Annotated in this window: 16 protein-coding genes; 11 read left to right on the top strand and 5 right to left on the bottom strand. The window is 73.6% G+C overall.

Translation table 11 applies throughout. From position 1 onward, the window contains the following. Positions 1–60: 60 nt before the first annotated feature. The 3 genes from ACGFSH_RS14690 to ACGFSH_RS14680 all read left to right on the top strand — a co-directional run bounded on the left by ACGFSH_RS14690 (position 61) and on the right by ACGFSH_RS14680 (position 4,310). Positions 61–1,170 carry an NAD(P)H-dependent flavin oxidoreductase gene (locus ACGFSH_RS14690; protein ID WP_393348377.1) on the top strand — a complete coding sequence of 370 codons (1,110 nt, stop codon included), beginning with the start codon at positions 61–63 and terminating at the stop codon, positions 1,168–1,170. After that, complete coding sequence (locus tag ACGFSH_RS14685) at positions 1,167–2,720, top strand: acyl-CoA synthetase (protein WP_393348375.1); 1,554 nt, start codon at positions 1,167–1,169, stop codon at positions 2,718–2,720. The genes ACGFSH_RS14690 and ACGFSH_RS14685 overlap by 4 nt, the downstream gene beginning before the upstream one ends. 90 nt (positions 2,721–2,810) lie before the next feature. Further along, positions 2,811–4,310 carry an acyl-CoA synthetase gene (locus ACGFSH_RS14680; RefSeq protein ID WP_393348373.1) on the top strand — a complete coding sequence of 500 codons (1,500 nt, stop codon included), beginning with the start codon at positions 2,811–2,813 and terminating at the stop codon, positions 4,308–4,310. A gap of 43 nt (positions 4,311–4,353) precedes the next feature. Here the strand turns inward: ACGFSH_RS14680 and paaK are convergent, their stop codons facing one another. Next, the gene (gene paaK / locus ACGFSH_RS14675; RefSeq protein ID WP_393348371.1) at positions 4,354–5,652 is read right to left on the bottom strand and encodes a phenylacetate--CoA ligase PaaK; all 1,299 of its coding nucleotides are present in this window, start codon (positions 5,650–5,652) and stop codon (positions 4,354–4,356) included. Between the two features lie 338 nt (positions 5,653–5,990). Here paaK and ACGFSH_RS14670 point away from each other — a divergent pair, with 338 nt between their 5' ends. Next, complete coding sequence (locus tag ACGFSH_RS14670; protein WP_393348369.1) at positions 5,991–6,860, top strand: alpha/beta fold hydrolase; 870 nt, start codon at positions 5,991–5,993, stop codon at positions 6,858–6,860. A gap of 46 nt (positions 6,861–6,906) precedes the next feature. Here ACGFSH_RS14670 and ACGFSH_RS14665 read toward each other — a convergent pair whose 3' ends face one another. Further along, positions 6,907–8,553 (bottom strand): acyl-CoA synthetase, encoded by a 1,647-nt coding sequence (locus ACGFSH_RS14665; RefSeq protein WP_393348367.1) that lies wholly within the window; start codon positions 8,551–8,553, stop codon positions 6,907–6,909. 172 nt (positions 8,554–8,725) lie between these two features. Here ACGFSH_RS14665 and ACGFSH_RS14660 point away from each other — a divergent pair, with 172 nt between their 5' ends. From ACGFSH_RS14660 to ACGFSH_RS14635, 6 genes are all read left to right on the top strand, one after another. Further along, entirely contained in the window at positions 8,726–9,526 is an 801-nt protein-coding gene (locus ACGFSH_RS14660; RefSeq protein WP_393348365.1) for a crotonase/enoyl-CoA hydratase family protein, read from the top strand. 148 nt (positions 9,527–9,674) lie between these two features. After that, positions 9,675–10,619 (top strand): Zn-ribbon domain-containing OB-fold protein, encoded by a 945-nt coding sequence (locus ACGFSH_RS14655; protein ID WP_393348363.1) that lies wholly within the window; start codon positions 9,675–9,677, stop codon positions 10,617–10,619. Then, entirely contained in the window at positions 10,616–11,686 is a 1,071-nt protein-coding gene (locus ACGFSH_RS14650; protein WP_393348361.1) for a thiolase domain-containing protein, read from the top strand. Before ACGFSH_RS14655 ends, ACGFSH_RS14650 begins: the two co-directional genes overlap by 4 nt. Beyond that, entirely contained in the window at positions 11,683–12,849 is a 1,167-nt protein-coding gene (locus ACGFSH_RS14645) for a thiolase domain-containing protein (RefSeq protein ID WP_393348359.1), read from the top strand. The genes ACGFSH_RS14650 and ACGFSH_RS14645 overlap by 4 nt, the downstream gene beginning before the upstream one ends. Positions 12,850–12,932: 83 nt before the next feature. Next, a complete protein-coding gene (locus ACGFSH_RS14640; RefSeq protein ID WP_329406677.1) occupies positions 12,933–13,175 on the top strand; it encodes a DUF397 domain-containing protein in 243 nt (80 codons plus the stop codon). Positions 13,176–13,360: 185 nt separating this feature from the next. Continuing rightward, the gene (locus ACGFSH_RS14635; RefSeq protein WP_389510002.1) at positions 13,361–13,858 is read left to right on the top strand and encodes a hypothetical protein; all 498 of its coding nucleotides are present in this window, start codon (positions 13,361–13,363) and stop codon (positions 13,856–13,858) included. A 32-nt stretch (positions 13,859–13,890) separates the two neighbouring features. On the opposite strand, the gene ACGFSH_RS14630 is transcribed toward ACGFSH_RS14635, so the two are convergent. Continuing rightward, on the bottom strand, positions 13,891–15,807 hold the full coding sequence (locus tag ACGFSH_RS14630) for an N-acetylmuramoyl-L-alanine amidase (protein WP_393348357.1): 1,917 nt from the start codon (positions 15,805–15,807) through the stop codon (positions 13,891–13,893). Positions 15,808–16,056: 249 nt separating this feature from the next. Then, positions 16,057–17,187, bottom strand: a complete 1,131-nt coding sequence (locus ACGFSH_RS14625; protein ID WP_393348355.1) for an aminoglycoside phosphotransferase family protein — start codon at positions 17,185–17,187, stop codon at positions 16,057–16,059. A 233-nt stretch (positions 17,188–17,420) separates the two neighbouring features. Here ACGFSH_RS14625 and ACGFSH_RS14620 point away from each other — a divergent pair, with 233 nt between their 5' ends. Then, entirely contained in the window at positions 17,421–18,923 is a 1,503-nt protein-coding gene (locus ACGFSH_RS14620) for a hypothetical protein (protein ID WP_393348353.1), read from the top strand. Between the two features lie 53 nt (positions 18,924–18,976). On the opposite strand, the gene ACGFSH_RS14615 is transcribed toward ACGFSH_RS14620, so the two are convergent. Beyond that, positions 18,977–20,356, bottom strand: coding sequence for a PP2C family protein-serine/threonine phosphatase (locus ACGFSH_RS14615; RefSeq protein ID WP_393348351.1), 1,380 nt, complete (start codon positions 20,354–20,356; stop codon positions 18,977–18,979). Between the last annotated feature and the right edge of the window lie 127 nt (positions 20,357–20,483).

Raw genomic sequence — 20,483 nt, 5'->3', positions numbered from 1 at the left:
ATCTGACGGTCTATCAGAAAAGGTCTTCCGTCGTCCGCTCCGCTGCGGCATCCTGCGCCCATGCAGACGGAGCTGAGCACACAACTGGGAGTCGAGCACGCCGTCTTCGGCTTCACGCCGTTCCCCGCCGTCGCCGCGGCCATCAGCCGCGCGGGCGGCTTCGGCGTGCTCGGCGCGGTCCGGTACACCGCCCCGGACGACCTCAGACGCGACCTCGACTGGATCGAGGCCCACGTCGACGGCCGGCCGTACGGACTCGACGTCGTCATGCCCGCCAAGAAGGTCGAGGGCGTGACCGAGGCCGACGTCGAGGCGATGATCCCCGAGGCGCACCGGGACTTCGTACGGGACACCCTCGCCAAGTACGGCGTCCCCGAACTGGCCGAGGGCGAGGCCGCGGGGTGGCGGATCACCGGCTGGATGGAGCAGGTGGCCCGCAGCCAGCTCGACGTCGCCTTCGACTACCCGATCCGGCTGCTGGCCAACGCCCTGGGCTCGCCGCCCGCCGACGTCGTCGCCCGCGCCCACGACCGGGACGTCCTCGTCGCCGCGCTCGCCGGAAGCGCCCGCCACGCCCGCAAGCACAAGGACGCCGGCATCGACGTCGTCGTCGCCCAGGGCTACGAGGCGGGCGGCCACACCGGCGAGATCGCCTCCATGGTGCTCACCCCGGAGGTCGTCGAGGCCGTGGACCCGCTGCCCGTGCTCGCCGCCGGCGGCATCGGCAGCGGACGGCAGGCGGCCGCCGCCCTCGCGCTCGGCGCCCAGGGCGTCTGGCTCGGCTCCGTCTGGCTGACCACGTCCGAGGCCGACATGCACTCGCCCGCCCTCACCCGCAAACTTCTCGCGGCCGGCTCCGGCGACACCGTCCGCTCCCGCGCCCTGACCGGCAAACCCGCCCGCCAGCTGCGTACCGAGTGGACCGACGCCTGGGACGATCCCGACGGACCCGGCGCCCTCCCCATGCCTCTCCAGGGCCTGCTCGTCGCGGAGGCCGTCTCCCGCATCCAGAAACACGAGGTCGACCCCCTGCTCGGCACGCCCGTCGGCCAGATCGTCGGCCGGATGAACGAGGTGCGCAGCGTCCGGGCGGTCTTCGACGATCTCACCCGCGGCTTCGAGCAGGCCGTGGACCGTGTCAACCGCATCGCCGGAAGGAGCGGACAGTGACCGGCACACCCCCCGCGGGCTTCTGGGCCCAGGCCGCCCAGGACCCCGACCGCACCGTCCTGATCGCCCCCGACGGCCAGGAGTGGACCGCCGGACGCCTGCACGCAGCCGCCAACCGGCTCGTGCACGGCCTGCGCGCCGCCGGCCTGGAACGCGGCGACGCCTTCGCCGTCGTCCTGCCCAACTCGGCCGAGTTCTTCACCGCCCATCTGGCCGCCACCCAGGCCGGGTTCTACCTCGTGCCCGTCAACCACCACCTCGTCGGCCCCGAGATCGCCTGGATCGTCGCCGACTCGGGGGCCAAGGTGCTCATCGCCCACGAACGCTTCGCCGACCAGGCGCGGCGGGCCGCCGACGAGGCCCGGCTGCCCGCCACCCACCGCTACGCCGTCGGCGAGGCCGACGGTTTCCGGCCGTACCCCGAACTCCTCGACGGGCAACCGGAGTCGCCGCCCGCGGAGCGCACCCTGGGCTGGGTCATGAACTACACCTCGGGCACCACGGGCCGCCCGCGCGGCATCCGGCGTCCGCTGCCCGGCAAGCTGCCCGAGGAGTCCTACCTCGGCGGCTTCCTGGGCATCTTCGGCATCAGGCCCTTCGACGACAACGTGCACCTGGTGTGCTCGCCGCTCTACCACACGGCCGTGCTGCAGTTCGCGGCCGCCTCCCTGCACCTGGGCCACCGGCTGGTCGTGATGGACAAGTGGACGCCCGAGGAGATGCTCCGTCTCGTCGACGTCCACCGCTGCACCCACACCCACATGGTTCCCACCCAGTTCCACCGCCTGCTGGCCCTCCCCCCGGACACCCGGGCGCGCTACGACGTGACCTCGATGCGGCACGCCATCCACGGCGCCGCGCCCTGCCCCGACCACGTGAAACGGGCCATGATCGACTGGTGGGGCGCCTGCGTGGAGGAGTACTACGCGGCCAGCGAGGGCGGCGGCGCGTTCGCCACGGCCGAGGAGTGGCTGAAGAAGCCGGGCACGGTCGGGAAGGCCTGGCCCATCAGCGAGCTGGCGATCTTCGACGACGACGGCGAGCGGCTGCCGCCCGGCCGACTCGGCACCGTGTACATGAAGATGACCACCGGAGGCTTCGCCTACCACAAGGACGAGGACAAGACGCGGAAGAACCGCATCGGCGACTTCTTCACCGTCGGCGACCTCGGGGTCCTCGACGAGGACGGCTACCTCTTCCTGCGCGACCGCAAGATCGACCTGATCATCTCCGGCGGCGTCAACATCTACCCCGCCGAGATCGAGTCCGTGCTGCTCGCCCACCCCGCCGTCGCCGACGCCGCCGCCTTCGGCATCCCGCACGACGACTGGGGCGAGCAGGTCAAGGCGGTGATCGAGCCCGCCCCCGGCAGGGAGCCCGGCCCGGACCTCGCCGCCGAACTCCTCGCCCACTGCGCCGAGCGGCTGGCCGGCTACAAACGGCCCAGGTCCGTCGACTTCATCGCCGAGATGCCCCGCGACCCCAACGGCAAGCTCTACAAGCGGCGACTGCGCGAACCGTACTGGGAGGGACGCACCCGCCAGGTCTGAGCGACCCGCACCCGGCCGGCCGCCGGGTCCGACGCCCCCGGGGCGCCGACGACTTGACCTGCTCCGGCCGCCGTCCCAGGATCATGAGCCATGACGCCCCCCGGACATGGCAGCACGGTCGACGGGGTGCTGCGGCGCAGCGCCCGCCGCACCCCGGCCCGCGTGGCGGTCGAGTACCGCGACCGCACCTGGACCTACGAGGAACTGGACGAGGCGGTCTCGCGCGCGGCGAGCGTCCTGCTCGCCGAGGGCCTGGCCCCCGGCGACCGGGTCGCGGCCTACGGCCACAACTCCGACGCCTACCTCATCGCGTTCCTGGCCTGCGCCCGCGCGGGCCTGGTCCACGTCCCCCTCAACCAGAACCTCACAGGCGACGACCTGGCGTACCTGGTGAACCAGTCGGGCAGCGCGCTGGTCCTGGCAGACCCCGGCCTCGCCGGCCGACTCCCCGCGGGCGTGCGGACCACGCCCCTGCGCGACGCCGAGGACTCGCTCCTCGCGCGGCTCGCCGCCGCCCCCGTCCACGAGGGCCCCGAGCCGCGCACCGACGACCTCGTGCAGCTGCTCTACACGTCCGGCACCACGGCCCTGCCCAAGGGCGCGATGATGACCCACCGCGCCCTGGTGCACGAGTACCTCAGCGCGATCACCGCCCTCGACCTGAGCGCCGGCGACCGCCCCGCGCACTCGCTCCCGCTGTACCACTCGGCGCAGATGCACGTGTTCCTGCTGCCCTACCTCGCCGTCGGCGCCACGAACCTCGTGCTGGACGCCCCCGACGGCGACCGGCTCCTCGACCTGCTCGAGGCCGGCCGCGTCGACAGCCTCTTCGCCCCGCCGACCGTGTGGATCGCTCTGACGAACCGACCCGACTTCGCCACCCGCGACCTGGCCGGCCTGCGCAAGGCCTACTACGGGGCGTCGATCATGCCGGTGCCGGTCCTGGAGCGCCTGCGCGAACGGCTGCCCCGGCTCGCCCTGTACAACTGCTTCGGGCAGAGCGAGATCGGCCCGCTCGCCACCGTCCTCGCCCCCGACGAACACAAGGGCCGCATGGACTCCTGCGGCCGCACCGTCCTGTTCGTCGACGCCCGCGTGGTCGACGAGGACGGCGCCGACGTCCCCGACGGCACGCCCGGCGAGATCGTCTACCGCTCCCCGCAGCTGTGCGAGGGCTACTGGGAGAAGCCCGAGGAGACCGCCGCGGCCTTCAAGGACGGCTGGTTCCACTCCGGCGACCTCGCCGTGCGCGACGCCGACGGCTACTTCACGATCGTCGACCGGGTGAAGGACGTCATCAACTCCGGCGGCGTGCTGGTCGCCTCCCGGCAGGTCGAGGACGTCCTCTACACCCATGAGTGCGTCGCCGAGGCCGCCGTGATCGGCCTGCCGGACGACAAGTGGATCGAGGCCGTCACGGCGGTCGTCGTCGCGCGGGGCGACGTGTCGGAGGAACAGCTCATCGCCCACGCGCGCGAGAAGCTGGCCCCGTTCAAGGCCCCCAAGCGGGTGCTCTTCGTGGAGGAGCTGCCCCGCAACGCCAGCGGGAAGATCCTCAAACGGGAGCTGAGGGACCGGTTCGCCTCCTGACACCACGGCCGGCGTGACGTGCGCGGTCGCCGTCCCGCGGCCGTCACGCGCGCGGGCGCTCGTCCACGATCCGCCGGATCTTGCCCACCGACCGCTCCAGCGACTCCGGGTCGACGATCTCCACGGCGACCGACACGCCGATGTCGTCCTTCACCGCCGCCGCGACCGCGCGCGCGGCGGTGTCGCGTTCCGCGGGCGTGGCGTCGGGACGCGCCTCGGCGCGCACCGTCAGGGCGTCGAGCCGGCCCTCGCGCGTCAGGCGGAGCTGGAAGTGGGGCGCCACCCCCGGGGTCCGCAGCACGATCTCCTCGATCTGCGTGGGGAAGAGGTTCACCCCGCGCAGGATGACCATGTCGTCGCTGCGCCCGGTCACCTTCCGCATCCGCCGGAAGACACGGGCCGTGCCCGGCAGCAGGCGGGTGAGGTCGCGCGTGCGGTAGCGCACGATCGGCATGGCCTCCTTGGTCAGCGACGTGAAGACCAGCTCGCCCTCCTCGCCCTCCGGCAGGACCTCGCCGGTGATGGGGTCGACCACCTCCGGGAAGAAGTGGTCCTCCCAGACGTGCAGCCCGTCCTTGGTCTCCACGCACTCCTGGGCCACGCCCGGCCCGACGACCTCCGACAGCCCGTAGACGTCGACGGCGTCGATCGCGCACCGCTCCTCGATCTCCTGCCGCATCGCCTCCGTCCACGGCTCCGCGCCGAAGACGCCCACCCGCAGCGAGGTGGACCGCGGGTCCACGCCCTGGCGTTCGAACTCGTCGAGCAGCGTGAGCATGTAGGACGGGGTCACCATGATGACGCGGGGCTCCAGGTCCAGGATCAGCCGGACCTGACGGGACGTCATCCCGCCGGAGGCGGGAACCACCGTGCAGCCGAGGCGCTCGGCGCCGTAGTGGGCGCCGAGACCGCCGGTGAACAGGCCGTACCCGTAGGCCACATGGACGGTGTCACCGGGCCGCGCACCCGCCGCGCGCAGCGAACGGGCCATCATGTCCGACCACATGGACAGGTCGGCGTCCGTGTAGCCGACGACGGTCGGCCGGCCCGTGGTGCCGCTGGAGGCGTGGATGCGGCGGATTCGGTCCCGGGGGACGGCGAACATGCCGTACGGGTAGTGCGCGCGCAGGTCGGCCTTGGTGGTGAAGGGGAAGCGGGCCAGGTCGGCGAGGTCGCGGCAGTCGTCCGGGTGGACGCCCGCCTTGTCGAAGGCCTCGCGGTAGAAGGGCACCCGGGAGTAGGCGCGGCGCAGCGCGGTCCGCAGCCGCTCCAGCTGAAGGGCGCGCAGCGCGCTCTCGTCGAGGCGCTCGCCCTCGTCCAGCAGGTTCCGCGCATCCGTCATGGGACGCCTCCCTCACCGACCTGTCCGCGCGCCGCGGGGCGCCCGGCGCGGGACGCTCGCCGACGCCGGACGGTCCCGGCGCCGGACGTCCCGACACCGAACTGTCTCAATCCGGGCGACCGATCATTCGGTCGACCCTCGCGTGATCAGTAATCCAGGCCCGGGCGCATCAGGCAAGGGCCGGGCGGCGACTTTCCCCGCACGAGCACCGGGAACACCGGGAACACGGGTGGCGCCGGGGAGCGCCGGGCAGTGCCGGGAAGCGGGGAACCCTCGGCGCACGGGGAGTGAGGAGAACCCCGTTGCGCGCGGCCGCCGATCCTGCCGAGAATCGGGGCATGCCGATCTTCACCGCGCCGGACGGGACCCGGCTCGCCTACCGCGAGGCGGGCGAGGGCGAGCCGCTCGTCGTCCTGCCCGGCGGCCCCCTGCGGGCCTCCGCCTACCTGGGCGACCTCGGCGGCCTCACCGGCCGGCGTCGTCTCGTCCTGCTCGACCTGCGCGGCACGGGCGGATCCGCGTGCCCCGCGGATCCGGCGACCTACCGCTGCGACCGGCAGGTGGACGACGTCGAGGCGCTGCGCGTGCACCTGGGGCGGGAGCGGATCGACGTGCTGGCCCATTCGGCGGGCGGCGGCCTCGCGATGCTGTACGCGGCGCGGTATCCGCACCGGGTGTCCGGGCTCGTGCTCGTCACCGTCAATCCGTGGGCGCTCGGCCTGCCCGCCACGCCGGAGGAGCGGCTGGCGGCCGCGCGGCTGCGGCGCGGCGAGCCCTGGTTCGAGGACGCGTTCCCGGCGTTCGAGGCCTGGCTCGGGGGCGGGGGCGAGCCCGACCCGGCGGTGGTGGGCGCCTTCTTCCACGGCAGGTGGGACGACGCGGCCCGCGCCCACGAGGCCGCCGTGGACGAGCAGACCTGCGCCGAGGGCGAGGACCGCTTCCTCGACCCGGCCGCCTTCGACCCGCCGGCCCTGCGGACCGCGCTGGCGCAGGTGAGCGCTCCTGTGCTGGTCCTTGCGGGCGAGCTGGACGGCGGGCCCCGGCCCGCTCGCGCCCGGCTGGTGGCCGACGCCTTCCCGAAGGCCGAGTTCGCTGTACAGGCCGGCGCCGGCCACTACCCGTGGCTGGACGATCCGGGCCGCTTCGCCGACAGGGTCGGCGACTTCCTGGAGAGTGCCGGGCGCGCGAGTGCGGCGCGGCCCGGCTGAGGGCGAGGTCCCCGGACGGGCGCGGGCGCGGGCCGGGGCGCAGCGGTCAGCCGCTCCGCCCCTGCGCGGCGGCGACCTCGCGCGCCCACCGGTAGTCCGCCTTGCCGCTCGGGGAGCGGCGGATGGACTCGGCGAGCACCAGCTGACGCGGGATCTTGTAGCCGGCGAGCCGGGTGCGGCAGTGGCTCTGGATGTCCTCCAGGGACGGCGGCGGGGCCCCGTGGCGGATCTGCACCACCGCCGCGACATGGTTGCCCCATGTCGGGTCCGGCACCCCCGCCACCAGGGCGTCGTACACGTCCGGATGCGCCTTGAGCGCCTGCTCGACCTCCTCGGGGTACACCTTCTCGCCCCCGGTGTTGATGCACTGCGAGCCGCGCCCGAGGACGACGACCACGCCCTCCTCGTCGACGGTGGCCATGTCGCCGAGCAGCACCCAGCGTTCGCCGTCCTTCTCGAAGAAGGTCTCCGCCGTTTTCGCCGGGTCGTTGTAGTAGCCGAGGGGGACGTGGCCGCACTGGGCGACGCGGCCGATCCCGCCCGCCGCCACCGGCTCGCGGGTCGCCGGGTCGACCACCCGGGTACGCGCGTTGACCCGCACGCGGAAGCCCCGGTCGGGCCCGGAGTCCTCCGTCGCCGTGCCGTTGAAGCCGGACTCCGAGGAGCCGAAGTTGTTCAGCAGCATCGCGTTCGGCATCAGCGACCGGAACTGGCGGCGGACCGTGTCCGACATGATCGCCCCGGACGAGGAGACGCTGAACACCGACGAGCAGTCGGTGCCCTTCAGGGGGCCTTCCAGGGCGTCGATGAGCGGCCGCAGCATCGCGTCGCCCACCAGGGAGATGCTGGTGACCTTCTCCCTCTCGATCGTCCGCAGCACTTCCTCGGGCACGAACTTGCGGTGGATCACGACGCGTTGACCGAAGTTGAAGCCGATGAACGCGGTGAGCGTGGAGGTGCCGTGCATGAGCGGCGGCGTCGGGAAGAAGGTGATGCCCGTGCCGCCGGCGGCGACCCGCTCGGCGAGCTCCTCGGGCTTGCTCACCGGCTCGCCCGTGGGTGAGCCGCCGCCCAGCCCCGCGAAGAACAGGTCCTCCTGACGCCACATCACGCCCTTGGGCATGCCGGTCGTGCCACCGGTGTAGATGATGAACTGGTCGTCGCCCGAGCGGGCCGGGAACCCGCGTCCGGGCGATCCGCCCGCCTCGGCCCGCGTGAACGGGATGGCGCCGGCGGCCGGGCCGGCGCCTTCGGCGAAGGCGGCGCCCTCGGCCGGCGGCCCGACCCGGATCAGGTGCCGCAGGGCCGGCGTCTGCGGCAGCGCGGCCGCCACCCGGTCGGCGAACTCGGCGTCGAAGACCAGCGCCGCCAGATCCGCGTCCCGATAGAGATATACCAACTCCTCTTCCACGTAGCGGTAGTTGACGTTGACGGGGACGATGCGCGCCTTCAGGCAGCCCAGCACCGTCTGCACGTACTCCACGCCGTTGTACAGATGCAGCCCGAGATGCGCGCCGGGGCGCAGGCCGCTGTCGAGGAGGTGGTGTCCGATGCGGTTGGCCGCCGCGTCGAGCTGCGCGTACGTCAGCCGGCGTTCCGCTCCCGTGCCGGGATGGTCGACGTACACGAGCGCCTCGCGGTCCGCCGCCACGTCGACGACCGACTCGAACAGGTCGGCAAGGTTGTACTCCACCGTTCCTCCTGACCGGGGCCGGGTTCCCAGACGGTTCGCCGGTCATCAGAGCAAAGGGTGCGGTAAGTGGGAAGGGGCCGAGCCAAGAAATCTGACTGCCTGTCAGAAAACCCTTGAACTGCCGTCACGCCTCCTGCAACCTGTTCTCGTTCTTTCCGAGGGGAGATGTGCCATGGGCGGTACCGAACACCTCACCGTGCGCCGCGAGGGCGCCACGCTCGTGCTCACGCTCAACCGGCCGCAGGCCAGGAACGCGCTCTCGCTCGCCATGCTCGTCGGCCTGTACGACGGCTGGCTGGAGGCCGACGAGGACGACTCGGTCCGCTCCGTCGTCCTCACCGGCGCGGGCGGCTCCTTCTGCGCCGGCATGGACCTCAAGGCCCTGGCGGGACAGGGCATGGAGGGCGAGCAGTACCGCCACCGGCTCAAGGCCGACCCCGACCTGCACTGGAAGGCGATGCTGCGCCACCACCGCCCGCGCAAGCCGGTGATCGCCGCCGTCGAGGGCCACTGTGTCGCCGGCGGCACCGAGATGCTCCAGGGCACCGACATCCGCGTCGCCGGCGACTCCGCCACCTTCGGCCTCTTCGAGGTCCGGCGCGGACTCTTCCCGATCGGCGGCTCCACCGTGCGGCTGCCACGGCAGATCCCGCGCACCCACGCCCTGGAGATGCTGCTCACCGGACGCCCGTACAGCGCCCGGGAGGCCGCGGACATCGGCCTGGTCGGACACGTCGTCCCGGAGGGAACGGCCCTGGAGAAGGCCCTGGAGATCGCCGACCGCGTCAACTCCTGCGCCCCGCTCGCCGTCGAGGCCGTCAAGGCGTCCGTGTACGAGAGCGCCGAACTCACCGAGACCGACGGCCTCGCCGCCGAACTCGCCCGCGGCTGGCCCGTCTTCGACACCGCCGACGCCAAGGAGGGCGCCCGCGCCTTCGCGGAGAAGCGCCCGCCCCGCTACCGGCGCGCATGACACCGGACGGGCCCGCGGTGCGGGCCGCCGCGCGGCCCGCGAGACCGTCGTGACCGCCGGGCCCACCCGCCGCGACCGCACAGCCGACCGCCCCGCGCCCGCCACCGGGCGCCCCCCCTCGACGTCGGCCCCCTAGGAGGCAGCCCCGATGCCCGAAGTCCTGAAAGCACCCCTGGTCGTCGAGTTCCCGTTCACCCGGTCCCTCGGTCCCGTGCAGAGCGCCTTCCTGACCGGCCTGCGCGAGCGCGTCGTCCTCGGCGTGCGCACCGGCGACGGCCGCACCCTCGTCCCGCCCGTCGAGTACGACCCCGTGACCGCCGAGGAGATCCACGACCTCGTCCCGGTCGCGCCCACCGGCACCGTCACCACCTGGGCCTGGAACCACGCCCCCCGCCGCGGGCAGCCCCTCGCCACCCCGTTCGCCTGGGTCCTGGTCCGCCTCGACGGCGCCGACACCGCCCTCCTGCACGCCCTCGACGCCCCCGGCCCCGACGCCGTCCGCACCGGCATGCGGGTCCGGATCCGCTGGGCCGCGGAGCGCGTCGGCGCCATCACCGACATCGCCTGCTTCGAACCCCACACCGGCGAACCCGAGCCCCCCGGCGGCGCTCCCGACGCCCTCGCGCACGACCCGGTCACCGGCATCGTCGCCCCCGCCCGCCTCGACTACACCTACTCGCCCGGCCGCGCCCAGTCCGCCTACATCGCCGGCCTGTCCGCCCGGCGCACGGTCGGCGAACGCTGCCCGTCCTGCCGCAAGGTGTACGTCCCGCCCCGCGGGGCCTGCCCCACCTGCGGCGTCCCGACCGCGGAACGGGTCGAGGTGGGACCGCGCGGGACCGTCACCACCTTCTGCATCGTCAACATCAAGGCGAAGAACCTCGACATCGAGGTGCCCTACGTCTACGCCCACATCGCCCTCGACGGCGCCGACCTCGCCCTGCACGCACGCATCGGCGGCATCCCCTACGACCAGGTCCGCATGGGCCTGCGCGTCGAGCCCGTCTGGACGGAAGGTGCCCGCTACCCCGACCACTACCGGCCCACCGGCGAACCGGACGCGGACTACGACGTCTACAAGGAGCTGCTGTGACCCGCGAGGAACCCCCCGGCCGCCGCGACGTCGCGGTTGTGGCCTTCGCCCAGACCGACGTCCTGCGCACCACCGACGAGCTCTCCGAGGTCGAGATGCTCATGCCGGTCCTGCACAGCGTCCTCGACCGGACCGGCCTGAAGACCGCCGACATCGACTTCACCTGCTCCGGCTCAAGCGACTACCTCGCCGGCCGCGCCTTCTCCTTCACCCTCGCCCTCGACGGCGTCGGCGCCTGGCCGCCCATCTCCGAGTCCCACGTGGAGATGGACGGCGCCTGGGCCCTGTACGAGGCGTGGACCAAACTGCTCACCGGCGACGCCGACACCGCCCTCGTCTACGCCTACGGCAAGTCCTCGCCCGGCTCCCTGCGCGACGTCCTCACCCGCCAGCTCGACCCGTACTACGTCGCCCCCCTGTGGCCCGACTCCGTGGCCCTCGCCGCACTCCAGGCGCAGGCGCTGATCGACGCCGGCGACACCGACGAGCCGGCCCTCGCCGCGATCGGCGCCCGCAGCCGGCGCACCGCCACCCTCAACTCCCACGCCCAGCTGCGCGGTCCCGTCCCGCAGGGCGACTACGCGGTACGGCCGCTGCGCACCGGGGACTGCCCGCCGGTCGGCGACGGGGCCGCCGCCGTCATCCTCGCGGCGGGCGAACGGGCCCGCGAACTGTGCTCGCGCCCCGCCTGGATCCGGGGCGTCGACCACCGCGTCGAGGCCCACTCGCTCGGCGTGCGCGACCTGACCGACTCGCCCTCCACCCGCCTCGCCGCGCAGCGCGCGGGCGCGTTCGACCGGCCCGTGGACACCGCCGAACTGCACGCGCCGTTCAGCTCGCAGGAGGTCGTCCTGCGCAAGGCGCTGCGGCTGGACGACAGCGTCCGGGTGAACCTGTCCGGCGGCGCGCTCGCCGCCAACCCCGTGATGGCCGCCGGACTGATCCGCATCGGCGAGGCCGCCGCCCGCATCCACCGGGGCGAATGTGACCGCGCCCTCGCCCACGCCACCTCCGGCCCGTGCCTCCAGCAGAACCTGGTCGCCGTACTCGAAGGGGAACCGCGATGAGCAAGGAGCCCGTGGCCGTCGTCGGCATCGGCCAGACCAAGCACGTCGCGGCCCGCCGGGACGTCTCGATGGCCGGACTGGTCCGCGAGGCCGCCCGGCGCGCCCTCGACGACGCCGAGCTGACCTGGGCCGACGTCGACGCCGTCGTCATCGGCAAGGCCCCCGACTTCTTCGAGGGCGTCATGATGCCCGAGCTGTACCTCGCCGACGCGCTCGGCGCGGTGGGCAAGCCGATCCTGCGCGTGCACACGGCCGGCTCGGTCGGCGGATCCACCGCCCTGGTCGCCGCGAACCTGGTCGCCGCCCGCGTCCACGGCACCGTGCTCACCCTGGCCTTCGAGAAGCAGTCCGAGTCCAACGCGATGTGGGGACTGTCCCTGCCCATTCCCTTCCAGCAGCCCCTGCTCGCCGGAGCCGGCGGCTTCTTCGCCCCGCATGTGCGCGCCTACATGCGGCGCAGCGGCGCCCCCGACACCGTCGGCTCGCTCGTGGCGTACAAGGACCGCCGCAACGCGCTGAAGAACCCCTACGCCCACCTCCACGAGCACGACATCACGCTGGAGAAGGTCCAGGCCTCGCCCATGCTCTGGGACCCGGTCCGTTACTCCGAGACCTGCCCCTCCTCCGACGGGGCCTGCGCGATGGTGCTCACCGACCGGGCCGGCGCCGCCCGCGCGCCCCGCCCGCCCGCCTGGGTGCTCGGCGGCGCGATGCGCAGCGAACCGACTCTCTTCGCCGGCAAGGACGCCGTCTCGCCGCAGGCCGGCAAGGACTGCGCCGCCGACGTCTACCGCCAGGCCCGGATCACCGACCCGCGCCGCGACATCGACGCCGTCGAGATGTACGTGCCGTTCTCCTGGTACGAGCCGATGTGGCTGGAGAACCTCGGCTTCGCCGCCGAGGGGGAGGGCTGGAAGCTCACCGAGGCCGGGGTCACCGAGCTGGACGGCGACCTGCCCGTCAACATGTCGGGCGGTGTCCTGTCCACCAATCCGATCGGCGCCTCCGGCATGATCCGCTTCGCGGAGGCCGCCCTCCAGGTGCGCGGGCAGGCCGGGGAACACCAGCTGGAGCGGGCCCGCAGGGTGCTGGGCCACGCCTACGGCGGCGGTTCGCAGTTCTTCTCCATGTGGTTGGTGGGGGACCGGCCGCCGATGTCCTGAAAGGTCCCCCTCGCGTGCTCTGTCGGCGTCCGGGACCGATCGCTAGGCTGGCCCGCGGACGACGAACCGGGAGGAGCACGGACGTGGCCGAGAGCACCATCCAGCAGCAGCCGCTCACGGGCTGGGACAAGCCGGAGCTGGACCTCAGCAACGCCGAGTGGCAGTCCAGCAGCCGGGGGCGGGGGGATGTCCAGATCGCCTTCGTCGAGGGGTTCATCGCGATGCGCAACAGCGGCAGCCCTCAGAGCCCCTCCCTGATCTTCACACCCGCCGAGTGGGGGGCGTTCGTGTCGGAGGCGCGGGCGGGAGAGTTCGACCTGACCTGACTGCCCGCGGCACGGCGCCGACGCGGCCGCCCGGACGCCGGGCGGGGGTGCGGCGACGTCCGTGCGGGGCCGGGCCCGCAGGGGCGGGGGAGCGCCGCGGCGGTGGCGCGCGCACCGGCTCGCGCGCCGCGGGACGCGTCCCGCCCACGCGCCACCGGGGGGCTCCGGCCACGTACCATGGCCGCATGTCGTTCCTCCGCCGCCGCAGCGCCACGCCCGCCGGGCCCGACTTCGACGTCCTGGCCATGGACCCGGGCGACTGGCCCGGCAACCTGGGCGCCGGCCTCCTGCCCGCGCCCGACGGCAGCTGCCAGGGCGTGTTCCTGCGCTACGACCTCTTCGGCGGCCGCGGCCCCGCGATGATCATCGGCAACCTGCCCGAGGGATCCCCGGCCCGCGAGGTGGAGGAGGGCGAGGTGCCCTTCGAGGTCGCGCAGCTCCTGCTCGCGCTGGAGAACGACGAGGAGGTGAGCGTCGTCGGCACCGAGGACATGCCGGTGATGCAGGGCGACAACCTGCTGATCGTGCGCCGTCTCAAGCTCTCCGAAGGGCGGATCTCCTGCGTGCAGTTCGACCGCAGCGACAACGTCCTGGTGACCATCGCCGCCTGGGACCGGCCCATCACCGACGACCTGTACGCCCTGCTGAAGCCGCTCCCGGCGGAGCTTTTCCAGCAGGGCTGAGGCCCGGCCCGCGCCGATCCGGACGACAGGCGCTACGCCGCCGGGCTCACCGTCACGTCCGCGGCGCGCACGAACGCCACCCGGTGGCCGTACTGGATCTCGTAGTACCGCTCGGTCCCGGTGACCAGCCGGTGCGCGGCGCCGTCGAAGGTGACCGCGTAGTAGTACTCGCCCGGCACCTTGTCCCCGGCCACGTACTTCTGCCCCTTGGGCAGGGTGTACGGCAGCGGCGAGAGCGCCTGGGCCGGCACGCCCGCGGGATAGGCCCCCGCCTCGGGGTAGGCCCTGCCGTACACGGGCACGCTGTCGCGGCCCTCCTTCGGGGTGACCACCTGGCCCGCGGCGGGCACGGCGGTGGGCCGGGCCGCAGGGTTGAGGAACCACGCCTTGCGGCCGAGGTACCAGATCGCCGTCCAGTCGCCCCACCGGTCGGCGACCGCGTACTGCTGGCCGGTCGACGCCCGTGAGGAGACGTCGTTCACGCCCGTCGTGGGCGCCGCGCCGTCGCCGACGTCCTTCACCAGGGCCGACTTCTCGTCGTGGTCGGAGAACAGTCGCACGTCGCCGGAACCGTGCGCCGCGCACGCCACGCCCTGGCCGCCGCAGTCCGTGTAGGCAGGCCGGTTGGCGGCGTAGTCGGGCCGGATCGTCACCACGGCGCCCTCGCCGCCGGGCGTCGCCTCGAAGGGCCGGCCCAGCAGCTCGAAGTAGTGGCGCCAGTCCCAGAACGGGCCGGGATCGGTGTGCATCCCGGGGATGCTCGCGGAGCTGGGGCCGGGCACGTTGTCGTGGCCCAGGACGTGCTGCCGGTCCAGCGGGACGCCGTACTTGCCGGCCAGGTAGGTCACCAGGCGCGCCGAGGCCCGGTACATGGACTCCGTGAACCAGGCGTCGGGCCGGGCGAGGAAGCCCTCGTGCTCCAGGCCCACCGACGTGGAGTTGACGTACCAGTTGCCCGCGTGCCACGCCACGTCCTTCGCCTTGACGTGCTGGGCGATGTGACCGTCGGTGGAGCGCAGCGAGTAGTTCCAGGACACGTACGTCGGGTCCTGGACCGAGGACAGCACGCCGTCCCAGCCGCCCTCCGTGTCGTGCACGACGATGTACCTGACGGGAGGCGAGGCGGGCCGGTCGGCCACGTCGTGGTTGCCGTAGTCGTCCGCGCCGAACCGCTCGTGCGGCGCCGGGATCCACTCGCAGGACACCGTCGCCGGGCACTCGGCGCCGGCCGCGGAGAGCGTGCGCAGACCGGCCCTGTGCAGCGGGGCCGTCCGCGGGACCAGGTCGGGCTGCGCGGCCAGCGCGACCCGCTGGCCGGCGTCCGTGGTGCGCGCCTCGCCGCTGCGCAGGACCGTGTAGACGTCGTCGGCGTAGGCGGCGGCCGTCGCGGTGTCGTCCGCGCCCGTGAAGCGCGCCACCGCGCCGTACCAGTCGGCCGGGTCGGCGCTGAGCGGCTCGCCCAGCGCGCGCTGGGCGGCGGCGAGGAGCGCCGCGCCGCCCGCGATGTTGGCCGCCGGGTCCGTGCGCAGGGCCGCGGGGCTCGCTCCCGTCAGCCGCGCCGCCTTCGGCAGCGTCTTCAGCCGGGCCGGCAGCTGCGCGTCCGAGGGGACCCGGACGTCCGGGAGCCGCGCCGGACGCCGCGTCGGCCGGAGGGGGTCGCCCCGCATGTCCCGGATGCTGCGGCCGCGCGGCGAGGCCGCCGTGAGCGCCGTGCGGGCGTCGGTGAGGTGCATCGGGCCGTAGCCGCCGGTCACGCTCGGCGCCCCCGCGTGCGCGTCCCAGCGCGACTGGAGGTAGGAGACGCCCAGCAGCACGCTCTGCGGCACGTGGTACTCGGCGGCCGCGGCGGCGAAGGCCCGTTGCAGGCCGGTCGCCGGGGCGGGCCGGAGGTCCGCGGCGTCTGCGGGGGACGCCGCGCACAGCGGGAGCAGCAGAGCCGCCGACGCCATGGCGCCTGCGGCTCTGCGGGAACGTCTGTGGGATCCGGGGGGAGTGACGGGTTCTCGCACTGCGGTCTCCTGGGGACGGGCGGGCGGCGGAGCGCGGGTCCCGCGGGGTCCGCGCGGTTCCGCCTTGTCGACAACCCGTCAATCATGACCACAAAAAGGGCATTTCCTCCGTCAAGACACCGTCCGGGCGCGCGGAAGAGGAGTCCGTGGTCCGCCGCGTCCACGGCGTGCCGCGGACCCCTCGGCCCGTCAGCGGGTGCCGACCGCAGCGCGCACGGCCCGGCGGGCCAGCTGGCAGTCGTCGTGCAACCGCCGCAGCAGCAGGCGCTGTTCCTCGCCGGACGGCACGGCGCCCGGGTGGCCCGCGGCCGGGACCGCGTCGTGCATCGAACGCTGCACGGCGGTCTCGTAGGTGCGGATCTCGCGGGTCAGCACCAGCATCAGGTTCACCAGGAAGGCGTCCCGCGCGGCGGGTCCGGCCGACTGGGCGATCTGACTGATCTGACGGCGCGCCACCGGCGCGTCGGCCAGTGCCGACCACAGCGTCGCCAGGTCGTAGCCCGGCAGGTACCAGCCCGCGTGCTCCCAGTCCACCAGCACCGGACCGGCCGGTGAGAGGAGGATGTTCGACAGGAGGGCGTCGCCGTGGCAGAACTGGCCCATGCCCTGCCGGCCCGCGCCCGCGGCGATGCCGTGCAGCAGCTTCTGCAGGTCGCCCAGGTCGCGGTCGGTGAGCAGCCCCAGCTCGTGGTAGCGGGAGATGCGGGCCGCGTAGTCCAGGGGCGCGTCGAACGTCCCGGCCGGCGGCCGCCAGGCGTTGAGCCGGCAGATCGCGCCGAGCGCCGCGCGGACGTCGGCCCGCGGCGGGGCCTCGGTGGGGTGCCGTTGCAGTGCCGCCACCCGCCCCGGCATCCGCTCGATCACCAGGGTGCAGTTGTCCGGGTCCGCCGCGATCAGTCTCGGCGCCCGCACGGGGGGGCGGTGCCGGACGAACGTGCGGTACGCGGCTATTTCGTGCCGGACGCGCTCCGCCCATACGGGGGAGTGGTCCAGTAAGCACTTGGCGACGGCCGTGCTGCGTCCCGTCGTGCCGACCAGGAGGACCGAGCGGCCGCTGCGGCGCAGCACCTGGACCGGGGCGAACTCCGGGCAGATCCGGTGCACCGCGGCGATCGCCGTGCGCAGCTGGGCCCCTTGGGGGCCGGACAGGTCGAGTCTTCCGCTGAGCGGTTGCGTGCCGAGCCCCGCGGGGTGGCGGACCGGGCCCGCGCCGAGCGCGGGGCCCGCCGACCGTGCGGGGTCCAGATAGGGGCCGCCGCCGCCCGGGCGGGTGTGCAGCGACCGGGGCGGGGCGGACACGGAGGACGATGCTGCGTACATGGGAGAAACAGATCCCTTCGTGTGCCGGACGTCAGTGCGCTGCCCCGACCTGCCCTCCACGGGTACACCCTGGGGAATGTCCCTCGGCGACCGGGTCGGGGTGGCGCATTCCTACCTGACACCCGTCGGCCAGTGGCACACCATCTGGCGAACCCTGGCGAACCCTGGCGAATAGTCGCCCGGCAACTTTCCCGGGGCTACTGTCAACTCAGCCGAGAACCTGGGGGCTTGACGTGAGCGGACAACCCAACACCCGCCTGGCGGACCTGTTCGGCCTGGCCGGCTGGTCCAAGGGCGAACTCGCGAGGCTGGTCAACCGGCAGGCGGCGGCCATGGGCCACCCCCAGCTGTCGACCGACACCTCCCGGGTGCGGCGATGGATCGACACGGGAGAGATCCCGCGCGATCCGGTGCCGCGGGTGCTGGCGGCCCTGTTCACCGAGCGTCTCGGCCGTGTCGTGACCATGGAGGACCTCGGTCTGGTCCGGCACGGGCGTACCGGGAAACGGCCGGGCGGCGGGAGTGCGCAACATCCCGACGGCGTGCCGTGGGCGCCCGAACGGACTGCCGCGGTCCTCACCGAATTCACGGGAATGGACCTCATGCTCAACCGACGCGGCTTGGTGGGCGCGGGTGCCGCGCTCGCCGCGGGATCAGCACTCAGCAGTGCCATGTACGAGTGGCTGCACACCGACCCCACGCTCTCCGCCGACGCTCCTGTCATCGACCACCCCCTCGTCCACCACGCCGACCAGGCCGGGTTCGACCGCTACGAGGCAGCTCCCATCGGAACGGAGGAAGTCGACGAACTGGAGCTGTCCGTCGAGGTGTTCCGGTCCTGGGACGCGGCCCGCGGCGGCGGCTTGCAGCGCAAGGCCGTCGTGGGCCAGCTCAACGAGGTGGGCGGCATCCTCGCCTACCGCCACCCCGCCCATCTCCAGCGACGCCTGTGGGGCGTCGCCGCCAACCTCGCGGTCCTCGCGGGCTGGATGTCGCACGACGTCGGTCTGGAGCCGACGGCCCAGAAGTACTTCGTCATCGCCGCCCATGCCGCCCGTGAGGGCGGCGACCGGCCGCGCGCCGGCGAGGCCCTGTCCCGGGCGGCCCGTCAGATGGTCCATCTCGGACGGCCCGACGACGCCCTGGACCTGATGAAACTGGCCCAGTCCGGTTCCGGCGACGACGTGCTGCCGCGCACCCGGGCGATGTTCCACACCATCGAGGCCTGGGCGCAGGCGTCGATGGGCAAGGGGCAGGCCATGCGCCGCACCCTGGGCCGGGCGGAGGACCTGTTCGTCTCCGACCGGGGCGACGTCACCCCGCCGTCCTGGATGCAGACCTTCAAGGACGAGGATCTGTACGGCATGCAGGCCCTGGCCTACCGCACGCTGGCCGAGTTCGAGCCGCAGGCGGCCGCGCACGCCCAGTACTACGCGGAGAAGGCCCTCGCGCTGCGCGTCGACGGCCGGGAGCGGTCCAAGATCTTCGACCATCTGTCCATGGCGTCGGCCTGTTTCATCGCCAACGATCCCGAACAGGCGGACCGGTTCGCACGGCTGGCCCTGATGTCGATGGGGTCGAACTCCTCCCGGCGCACCTGGGACCGGCTGAGCCAGATGTACCGGCTCACCGCGCAGTACGCCGACTCCCCGCGGATCAGCGAACTGCGCGAGGAGATCCGGCTGGCGCTGCCGAGGCAGAAGGGGGCGCGGCCCGGCGGCGAAGCCCGGGCGTGAGGGGGCGCGGTCCGTCCCGGCCGTCGGCGTCGCCGGCCGGTCGCCGTGGGCCGTCAGCGGGCGACGCGGGCGACGAGCACGCAGGCGTCGTGGTCGCGTCCGGTCTCGCCGCACTCCTCCACGACCGTCCGCACGCAGTCCTGTGCCGTGCGCGCTCCGTCCAGGCGGGGGGCGAGGCCGAGGAGGCGGTCGGCGGACAGGCTCTCGGTGTGCAGCAGGAGCACGTCGCCCTCTTCGAGGGTCTCCTCGGCCTGCCCGTAGACGGAGCGAGAGGCGGCCCCGAGGAGTACGCCCTGCGGCGCGTCCAGCCGGCGCCCGGTCCCGGCCCGGAACAGCAGCGGGGCGGGGTGTCCGGCCTGCGCCCATGTCAGGGTGCGGGTGTCCGGCCGGTAGTGGCAGCACAGGGCGCCGGCCAGGGCGGGCTGGACGGTGGCGTCCAGCAACTGGTTCAGCCAGGAGAGGAGTTGGCCGGGCTCGGTGCCCGCCATGGCCATGCCGCGCAGGGCGCCCAGCAGCATCGCGGTGTGGGAGGTGACGGCCGGGCCCTGGCCGGTGAGGTCGCCGACGCCGAGCAGCGTGCGGCCGTCGGGGAGTTCGAGGGCGTCGTACCAGTCGCCGCCGGCCGTCGTGGCGGGCAGCCTGCGGGCGGCGAGGTCCAGGGAGCCGTCGCCCCCGCCGGGCAGGTTCAGGGGGCCGCGCCAGGACGGCAGGACCGCCTCCCGCAGTTCGGCCGCGAGTTGTTGCTCGGCCTGGGCGCGCTGTCGCTGCCGCTGGAGCGAGTCGCGGCTTTCGCGCACCGCCCGCTGACTGCGGCGCAGTTGGCTGACGTCGCGCAGGACCGCCCACATCGACGCGGTGCCGCCCTCGGCGTCGAGCACGGGCTCGCCCATCATGTGCACGGTGCGCGGCTCGCCGTCCGGACGGACGACGCGGAACTCGCCGTCGATGGGCCGGGCGTCGACCAGGCAGCCGGTGACCATCGAGGTCAGCTTCGGCCGGTCCTCCTCCAGGACGAGCGAGGGCAGTTCGTCGAGGGTGAGGGCGGGGGCGGCGGGGTCGCGGCCGAGGATGCGGCAGAGCTCCTCGGACCAGAGGGCCTCGTCCGTGAGCAGGTTCCATTCGGCGCTGCCGACCCGGCTGAGGAGAGACTCGCGCCGGTCGGCCGCGGGTGCGGCGGACGCGGTGCGGACGGCCGGCGGGGGCCCGTCCCGTAACTGGGCCAGGTGGGCGTCGAGGTCGTCGAGTTGGTGCCGGGCGAGTTCGTAGAGCGCGCGTTGCCAGCGGCCTCGGGGGTCCGCCTGGTCGCCCGGGGCGGCCGGCCGGACGGCGTCCATGTCGCCCTTGAGCCGTCGCGTCTGCGTGATCAGCGCGTCCACCGGGCCGCGTCCTGGCGGCTGGGCGGCTGAGCGGTCCGCGGAGACATGGGGCGGCATGACGCACTCCGATACGGGACGGTTCGACGAGGGCTGACACAACGGCCGTCACGACTGTTGCACAGCGCGCGACGACGTGTAAGTGCTTTGGCAACACACGATTCGGTGGTGCTTCTGGCATATGCCA

It is taken from the genome of Streptomyces sp. NPDC048481 (assembly GCF_043200075.1).
GTDB lineage: Bacteria > Actinomycetota > Actinomycetes > Streptomycetales > Streptomycetaceae > Streptomyces.
The sequence above is the reverse complement of the archived record's forward strand: the minus strand, read 5'-3'. Positions and strand labels throughout refer to the sequence as shown.